Genomic DNA, 8439 nt, shown 5'->3' with positions numbered 1-8439 from the left:
GCTGCGGGCAGCGGCCAACGCGAGAACCAGATGCAGTGACCCGAGAACCGAAAGGGCTTCCGGCGGCGGGTCGGTCGCCGGGATGTGCGCTCGAAGGGCGGTTACGGCGCTCCCGGCCGTGTACTCCGCCTGGTCCAGTCGTCGTAGCCGGACGAAGACATGGGCCAGCCGGTAGATGCCGGCGAAGACGTGCAGTGGTTGACCGGATTGCTCGGCCGCCTGGATCGCCCGATCGGCGGCGACCCACGCCGCGTCGGCCTCGTCTTGGCGGACGAAGGCTGCTGCGACTGCCTGGTAGGCCTGGCTGAGCAGCAGGTGGACCTCGGCGGGCTCTCCGCCGGCGGTACGTGCCGCCCTCTCCAGACGCGGTAGCACTTCTGTGATGGCTGTGCTCAGTTCGGCGAACCGAGCACTGTGCGTGAGTTGCCAGAGCCGATCGACGTCGGCGGTCAACTCGGCGACGTCGGGTGCTTCAGGTTGAGCTCGTACAGCGAGCAGAGCGTCAAGTGCGGGGTGTCCTGAAAGCGAAAGCCGGGCCAGGTCAAGGTCGTTGGACTGGTCCGTGACTGTGGATGAACGGTTGGCGGCTGTCGCCGGAACCTCAGGGCGCAGGGCTTGCACGGACACGCCGAGGCCGTCCGCCAGCAGTTGGAGTACATCGAGGCGAACCACTGGTTGGACGCCTCGCTCGACCTGCGATACCCAACTGGCTGTCCGATTGATGGCTGCGGCGAGCTGATCCTGTCTCATGCCGCGGCTCTTGCGGAACTGTGCGACGCGAGCGCCGAAGGCCCGCCGCTCCTCCGGACTCAACGGGCGGCCTTGTCGACGGACGAGCCCTTGCCGGCGATCTCGTTCAGGAACGTGACCTCGAACGATTCGAGGTACTGGGCGCGTTCGGTCAGGAACCGGCGGACGTGAGGCTGTCGCTCATGCTCTTCGAAGGCCTCGCGGTCTGCGTACAGCTCGTAGAAGATCCGCGTGTGAGGCTCGTCCGGTACGGCGTGGTTGACGTAGACGAGGGTGCCGGGCTCGTGAGTGCGGATGCCGTTGAGTGCTTCGTCTGCCAGTTCGTCGAAGGCGTGGGCCGATGCTTCGTCGCGGGCGACGAAGCGCACAACAAGGCCGAATCCCATGGTTCTCCCCTTCCTGGATTGCTTGAGTCTCGCATGGTGCGGCGAAAAAGTTGAGAGTCGCAGAGATTCTTGACTCGCAGTTTTTCTGCGACTACGTTCTGTTTCGTTGCCGTGGCGGACTGCCACGGATCGACGCCCCTTTTGCTGCCGCCTGTCGGCGGCCGCTGTCCATCTGCAGTGATGGAGGAGCCATGGGGTGGAACGTGATCGTCAGCCCGCTCAGTAACGCCCGGTTTCCGGTTCCGCTGGAGTGGGAGGAGCCGCCGGGGGCCGGCGCCGTGCCGACGGCGCGGCGGTTGGTGGTGGCGATCGTGCGGGAGTGGGGTGTGCCGCTCTCCGAAGTCGCGCTTCAGGAGCTTGAGTTGTGCGCGAGTGAGGTGATTGCGAATGCGCTGGTGCACGCGGGGGAGCGGTGTGCCGTCACCATCCGTTGGCACAGCGGGCGGGTGCGGGTGGAGGTGGCTGACCGCGGCGCGGAGCTGCCGGGTCGAGAGCGCGAGGAAGAGGCCACGAGCGGGCGTGGCCTGATGCTTGTGGAGGCGCTCGCGGATGTGTGGGGGTGGCACCCGACAGTGACGGGCAAGGTGGTGTGGTTTGAGTACCCCGAGACCCGCGAAGCGCCGTGCCCCACGTTCGGGTGGGGCGCGGCGGTCGGTCTTCGTACTGCGGGTCAGCCGAAGAAGGTGTCCAGGATCTGTTGGGCGGCCAAGCCCGCCGGCAGGGTGCCGGCGCGGACCTGAGTTTCCACCTCGGGGGCCAGTCGCTGCACGTCGGGGTTTTCGTGGAGGCGGGCGTAGAGCTGGTCGTGGACCATGGACCAGGTCCACTCGACCTGCTGCTCGCGGCGCTTGGCGGCCAGGGCGCCGGTGGCGTCCAGCACCTTGCGGTGCTGCTGCAACCGCTCCCACAGCACGTCCAGGCCGGCGCCGTCGCGGCCGCTGCACGTGAGAACCGGCGGCGTCCACGCCGCGTCCGGGGCCTGCAACAGCCGCAGCGCACCCGCGAGTTCGCGGGCCGCAGCCTTCGCATCAGTCTCGTGCGGGCCGTCGGCCTTGTTGACGGCGATGACGTCCGCCAGCTCCAGCACGCCCTTCTTGATGCCCTGCAACTGGTCGCCCGTCCGCGCGAGGCTGAGCAGCAGGAAGGTGTCGACCATCCCGGCCACCGCCGTCTCGGACTGCCCGACACCGACCGTCTCGATCAGCACCACGTCGTACCCGGCGGCCTCCATCACCACCATGGACTCCCGGGTGGCCTTGGCGACCCCGCCGAGCGTCCCGGACGTCGGCGAGGGCCGGACGAAGGCGGCAGGGTCGACGGCCAGCCGCTCCATCCGGGTCTTGTCGCCCAGGATGGAGCCGCCCGTCCGGCTGGACGTCGGGTCGACGGCCAGGACCGCGACCCGGTGGCCCTGGCCGGTCAGCATGGTGCCGAAGGAGTCGATGAAGGTCGACTTGCCGACCCCGGGCACCCCCGTGATGCCCACCCGGACCGCGCCGCCGGCGTGCGGCAGCAGCCGCCGGAGCAGCTGCTGCGCGAGCGCGCGGTGGTCGGGCCGGGTGGACTCGACGAGGGTGACGGCGCGCGCGATCCAGGCGCGCGAGCCGTCCAACACACCCGTCACATAGCTGTCGAGGTCGATCGTCCGCGGAGGCATGCGATCAAAATCTCACAGCTCGTGGCCGAGGTCGGCCGCCAGGGACTTCAGCAGGTCGTACGCCGCGTCCGGGATGACCGTCCCCGGCGGGAAGACCGCCGCCGCGCCCGCCTCGTACAGGGCGTCGAAGTCCTGCGGCGGAATGACGCCGCCGACCACGATGGTGATGTCCTCCCGCCCCGCCGCGGCGAGTTCGGCGCGCAGCGCGGGCACCAGCGTCAGGTGCCCGGCGGCCAGCGACGAGACACCGACGATGTGCACGTCCGCCTCGACGGCCTGGCGGGCGACCTCGGCCGGGGTCTGGAACAGCGGGCCGACGTCCACCGTGAAGCCGAGGTCGGCGAAGGCGGTGGCGATCACCTTCTGGCCGCGGTCGTGGCCGTCCTGGCCCATCTTGGCGACCAGGATGCGCGGACGGCGGCCCTCGGCCTGCTCGAACCGCTCGACCAGGTCGCGGGTGCGCTGGAGGGAGGCCGACGGGCCCGCTTCGTCTCGGTACACACCGGAGATGGTACGGATCTGGCCGGAGTGGCGGCCGTACACCTTCTCCAGGGCGTCCGAGATCTCGCCGACGGTGGCCTTGGCCCGGGCCGCGTTGACGGCCAGGTGCAGCAGGTTGCCGTCCAGCGAGCCGCCGCGCTGCGGGCCGGCCTCGGCGGCCCGGGTGAGGGCGTGCAGCGCATCGCGACACGCAGCCTCGTCGCGCTCCTCGCGCAGCCGGCGCAGCTTCTCGACCTGGCGGGCGCGCACCGAGGAGTTGTCGACCTTGAGCACGTCGATCTGCTCGTCGTTCTCCACCCGGTACTTGTTGACGCCGATCACCGGCTGGCGGCCGGAGTCGATCCGCGCCTGGGTGCGGGCGGCGGCCTCCTCGACGCGCAGCTTGGGGATGCCCGCGTCGATGGCCTTGGCCATGCCGCCGGCCGCCTCGACCTCCTGGATGTGCTCCCAGGCGCGCCGGGCCAGGTCGTGGGTCAGCTTCTCGACGTACGCGGAGCCGCCCCACGGGTCGATGACCCGGCAGGTGCCCGACTCCTGCTGGAGCAGCAGCTGGGTGTTGCGGGCGATCCGCGCGGAGAAGTCGGTGGGCAGGGCGAGTGCCTCGTCCAGGGCGTTGGTGTGCAGCGACTGGGTGTGGCCCTGGGTCGCCGCCATCGCCTCCACGCAGGTGCGGGTGACGTTGTTGAACACGTCCTGGGCGGTGAGCGACCAGCCCGAGGTCTGCGAATGGGTGCGCAGCGAAAGGGACTTGGGGTTCTTCGGGTCGAACTGCTTGACCAGCCTGGCCCACAGCAGCCGGGCCGCGCGCAGCTTGGCGACCTCCATGAAGAAGTTCATGCCGATCGCCCAGAAGAACGACAGCCGCGGCGCGAAGGCGTCCACGTCCAGCCCCACGTCCAGGCCCGCGCGCAGGTACTCCACCCCGTCGGCCAGGGTGTAGGCCAGCTCCAGGTCGGCCGTCGCACCCGCTTCCTGGATGTGGTAGCCGGAGATGGAGATCGAGTTGTACCGGGGCATCTTCTGCGAGGTGTACGCGAAGATGTCCGAGATGATCCGCATCGACGGCTGCGGCGGGTAGATGTAGGTGTTGCGGACCATGAACTCCTTGAGGATGTCGTTCTGGATGGTCCCCGCAAGCTTCTCCGGTGGTACGCCCTGCTCCTCGGCCGCGACGATGTACAGCGCGAGGACCGGCAGCACGGCGCCGTTCATGGTCATCGACACGGACATCCTGTCCAGCGGGATGCCGTCGAACAGCTGGCGCATGTCGTAGATCGAGTCGATGGCGACGCCCGCCATGCCGACGTCGCCGGTGACGCGCGGGTGGTCGCTGTCGTAGCCGCGGTGGGTCGGCAGGTCGAAGGCGACCGACAGGCCCTTCTGGCCGGCCGCGAGGTTGCGGCGGTAGAAGGCGTTGGACTCCTCGGCGGTGGAGAAGCCCGCGTACTGGCGGACGGTCCAGGGCTGGTTGACGTACATGGTCGGGTAGGGCCCGCGCAGGTACGGGGCGATGCCCGGGTAGGTCTCCAGGAAGTCCAGCCCGGCCAGGTCGGCCCCGGTGTACAGCGGCTTGACGCCGATGCCCTCGGGGGTGTCCCAGAGCAGCTCGTCGACGTCCTTGCCGGTGGACCGGCGCCAGGCGGCCCGCCACTGGTCGTCGGTGACGCCTGCGTTGTCCGTGACGCCGGCGGCGCCGCCGTCCAGCCCGATTCCGGTGAAGTCGGGGATCATCGAGCGGCTCCGATCTGGTCCAGCAGGGAGGTCAGGACGGCGACCGCGTCGCCCCCCGAGAAGATGAACTCGTCCACGCCGTCGGGCACTTCGGCGAGTCGCCCGGCCAGCAGCACCCGCTGGGCGCCGGCCGCCTTCAGGGCCTCGGCGACCGGGGCGGCGTGCTCGGCGTACAGGGCGTCGCTGGAGCAGAGGCAGGCGACGGTCGCGCCGGAGGCCCGGAACGCCTCGGCGAAGGCCGCCGGGTCGACGGACTCGGCCGGGACCGTCGCGATGCCGCCCGCCTGGAACAGGTTGGCGGCGAAGGTGGTCCGCGCGGTGTGCGCGGAGGCGGTGCCGATCGAGGCGAGGAAGAGGGTCGGACGGGTGCCGTTCGCCGCGAGGTGCGCGTCCGAGCGGTCCCGCAGCGCCTCGTAGGCCTCGGCGCGGCGCACCTGCGGCAGCCCGCCGCCGGGGCCGGCCGGGGCCGGCTCGCGGACCAGCGGCTGCTCGTCCAGGTGCGGGAACTCGCTGACGCCGGTGACCGGTTCGCGCCGCTTGGCGAGCCGCACCGAGCGCTCCGCCCAGGTCGCGGCGATCCGCTCCTCGACGAGACCGGAGGTCAGGGCGGCCTGCTGCCCGCCGGCCCGCTCGATCTCCTGGAACCAGGCCCAGGCCGCCCGCGCCAGCTCCTCGCTCAGCTGCTCGACGTACCAGGAGCCGCCGGCCGGGTCGATCACCCGGGCCAGGTGGGACTCCTCCAGCAGGATCGCCTGGGTGTTGCGGGCGATCCGGCGGGCGAAGGCGTCCGGCAGGCCGAGCGCGCTGTCGAAGGGCAGCACCGTGACGGCGTCGGCGCCGCCGACTCCGGCGGCCAGGCAGGCGACCGTGGTGCGCAGCATGTTCACCCACGGGTCGCGGGCGGTCATCATCACCCGGGAGGTGACGGCGTGCTGGCGCTGCGCCGAGGCGGCCGCGCCGGCCCCCGAAACCTCGGCGACCCGGGCCCAGAGGCGGCGCGCGGCACGGAACTTGGCGATGGTGAGGAACTGGTCGGCGTCCGCGGCGTAGCGGAACTCCAGCTGGCCGAGCGCGTCGTCCACCGGGAGCCCGGCGGCGGTGAGGGCGCGCAGGTAGGCGACGCCGGTGGCCAGCGAGCAGCCCAGCTCCTGGGCGGGGGAGGCGCCGGCCTCGTGGTACGGCAGGGCGTCCACGGTGAGCGCCCGCAGGCCCGGGTACCCGGCGGCGCAGCGGGCGGCCAGCGTGGTGGCCTCGGCGAGCAGTGCCTCGGTGCGGGTGCTCTCGCCGGTTCGGGCCTGGAGGCCCAGCGGGTCGGCGCCGAGGTTGCCGGCGGCGGCGCCGGGGGAGACCTCGCGCTCCTCGTAGAGCTTGAACAACTGCTCGGCGGCATCGGTGAATTCGGGTCCGGCGTCGAGCGCCAGGGCGGCGAGGTCCAGGTACACCCCGGCCAGCGCCTCGGGCAGGGCCTCCACCGGCAGGCCCGCGCCGCCCAGTTCCAGCCACAGCGAGCTCACGCCGTGCTCCAGGTCGGCCAGCACGGCCTCGTTGGTGCGACGGCGGTCCGGGTCGGCATGCCGCTGGCGGACGTCCCACCCGGCCACGGCGGAGCCCTGCGGCCGGCCGCCGCGCACGAACGGCGGGAAGCCCGGGTAGCCCGGGTCCGCGGCGGTGTCCTCGGCGGTGTACAGCGGGCGGGCGCTCAGCCCGTCCTGGAGCCGGGTGGTGAGCGCCTGCTCGGCGGCGGGGCCGTCCTCGGGCTGGGCACCGGACTTGCGCAGCACACCCTGGACGAGCTGCTGCCACTGCTCACGGTGCACGGCCGGGAACTCGGCGGCGAGGGGGAGCCTTTCGGGCGGGACCTTCATGTGCGCAGGTTAGCGCTCGTTCGCAGGGCCGCAGGAGGGGGATCCCGTGTGACCTTTCCCTCGATTCGGCCGATTTCGAGCACTGCCCGGGAGGGGGAGTGCCACGGGCGTCGGGGTGGTGACACCCGGGGCCGGAGGAGGTGTCGTGACGGGTGGTCTGCGGGGCCGAGCGGGTGCGTCCCCGCCGTCGGCGGCGGTGGGCGGCGTCCGATCAACGCCGATGGCGCGGAACGCGATCGATGTCCCGTCATGCTGCCAAAACGTCATGATCAGGGGGATTGCGGAACCCGGCCCCTCATCTATTAAGTTACTTCGAAGAAGGTGGGCGGGGCAGCACCCCCCCGTTGCTCGCCCTGCCCGCCTTCGCCGTCCCCGGCCCCGGCCGAGCCGTCCCCCGGCTCGGTCCGGACCGTCCCCAGATTCCCCCGAAGGAGAGCGACCGCCATGGGAAAGCGTCGCAAGCCCAGCCCCCCGAGCCGGGCCCGCATGGCAGTCCTCACCACGGCCATGGCGGCCGGCGGCGCGGTCCTCGCCTCCGGCACCGCCCACGCCGAGCCCGCCCCGAGCCTCGCCTCCGTCAAGGAACAGGTCGACCAGCTCAACGAGGACGCCGAGCAGGCGATCGAGAAGTACAACGGCTTCCAGGCGAAGCAGCAGAAGCTCCAGGGCGAGGCCAACCAGATCCAGGAGAAGGTCGCCCGCGGCCAGGAGGCGATGAACGAACTGCGGACCCGGCTCGGCGCGGTCGCCGCCGACCAGTACCGCACCAACGGCATAGACCCGTCGGTCCAGCTGATGCTCGACTCCGACCCGTCCGCCTACCTGGAGCGCGCCGCGGTGCAGAACCAGGTCTCCGACTCCCAGGCGAGCCTGCTCAAGCAGGCCCAGGACGAGCAGCGCAAGCTGGACCAGGACCGCGCCGAGGCCACCGCCACCCTGGCCGCGCTCGACTCGGTGGGCACGCAGCTGGCGGAGCAGAAGAAGGACATCCAGACCAAGCTGGCCCAGGCGCAGGAGATGCTGAACAAGCTCAGCGCCGAGGACCGGGCCAAGATCAACGCCCAGCAGAACGCCGAGAAGGCCAAGGCCGAGGCCCAGCAGGCCGCCGCCGCGGCCGCCAAGGACCGCGCCTCCCGCGGCGCCGAGCGCCCGGACATGAACGCCCCGGTGCCGTCGGCGAGTGGCCGGGCCGGCACCATCATCGCGTTCGCCCAGGCACAGCTCGGCAAGCCGTACGGCTGGGGCAAGAACGGTCCCGCCAGCTTCGACTGCTCCGGCCTCACCAGCCAGGCCTACCGCGCCGCGGGCGTCACGATCTCCCGGACGTCCGAGGCGCAGTGGAAGGACGGCCCGCACGTCGACCGCGCCAACCTCCAGCCCGGCGACCTGGTCTTCTTCTACGACGACCTGCACCACGTCGGCCTGTACATCGGCGACGGCAAGATGATCCACGCCCCGCGCACGGGCAAGAACATCGAGGTCCTACCGATCTCCGCGATGCCCTACATGGGCGCCGTCCGGCCGGCCTGACCGCACGCCTCCGGTGGCC

General features: G+C 71.5%; 7 protein-coding genes. 2 read left to right on the top strand and 5 right to left on the bottom strand.

Going from position 1 to position 8439, the window contains the following annotated elements:
* Both ACFU7Y_RS34165 and ACFU7Y_RS34160 read right to left on the bottom strand, forming a co-directional pair.
* Positions 1 to 813: helix-turn-helix domain-containing protein (locus ACFU7Y_RS34165; protein ID WP_380770691.1), on the bottom strand; the 813-nt coding region annotated here is incomplete at its 3' end.
* Complete coding sequence (locus ACFU7Y_RS34160; protein WP_224280736.1) at positions 810 to 1136, bottom strand: putative quinol monooxygenase; 327 nt, start codon at positions 1134 to 1136, stop codon at positions 810 to 812. The genes ACFU7Y_RS34165 and ACFU7Y_RS34160, both read right to left, overlap by 4 nt.
* A gap of 191 nt (positions 1137 to 1327) precedes the next feature.
* On the opposite strand from ACFU7Y_RS34160, the gene ACFU7Y_RS34155 reads away from it, so the two are divergent.
* Positions 1328 to 1876, top strand: coding sequence for an ATP-binding protein (locus tag ACFU7Y_RS34155; protein WP_224280735.1), 549 nt, complete (start codon positions 1328 to 1330; stop codon positions 1874 to 1876).
* Here ACFU7Y_RS34155 and meaB read toward each other — a convergent pair.
* Genes meaB through ACFU7Y_RS34140 form a run of 3 tightly spaced genes read right to left on the bottom strand, consistent with a single transcriptional unit; the run spans position 1807 to position 6890 of the window.
* Positions 1807 to 2793: a methylmalonyl Co-A mutase-associated GTPase MeaB gene (meaB, locus tag ACFU7Y_RS34150; RefSeq protein WP_380770690.1), complete on the bottom strand. Its 987-nt coding sequence runs from the start codon at positions 2791 to 2793 to the stop codon at positions 1807 to 1809. The two genes, ACFU7Y_RS34155 and meaB, sit on opposite strands and share 70 nt — an antisense overlap.
* A 12-nt stretch (positions 2794 to 2805) precedes the next feature.
* Positions 2806 to 5025 (bottom strand): methylmalonyl-CoA mutase, encoded by a 2220-nt coding sequence (scpA, locus tag ACFU7Y_RS34145; protein ID WP_224280733.1) that lies wholly within the window; start codon positions 5023 to 5025, stop codon positions 2806 to 2808.
* Complete coding sequence (locus ACFU7Y_RS34140; RefSeq protein WP_380770689.1) at positions 5022 to 6890, bottom strand: methylmalonyl-CoA mutase family protein; 1869 nt, start codon at positions 6888 to 6890, stop codon at positions 5022 to 5024. The genes scpA and ACFU7Y_RS34140 overlap by 4 nt, the downstream gene beginning before the upstream one ends.
* A 444-nt stretch (positions 6891 to 7334) precedes the next feature.
* On the opposite strand from ACFU7Y_RS34140, the gene ACFU7Y_RS34135 reads away from it, so the two are divergent.
* Positions 7335 to 8420, top strand: coding sequence for a C40 family peptidase (locus tag ACFU7Y_RS34135; RefSeq protein WP_224274222.1), 1086 nt, complete (start codon positions 7335 to 7337; stop codon positions 8418 to 8420).
* Positions 8421 to 8439: the final 19 nt, after the last annotated feature.

It is taken from the genome of Kitasatospora sp. NPDC057542 (genome assembly GCF_042801945.1).
In the GTDB taxonomy this organism is placed as follows: Bacteria; Actinomycetota; Actinomycetes; order Streptomycetales; family Streptomycetaceae; genus Kitasatospora.
Note: the sequence above shows the minus strand (reverse complement) of the source record. Positions and strands in the feature narration are given on the sequence as shown.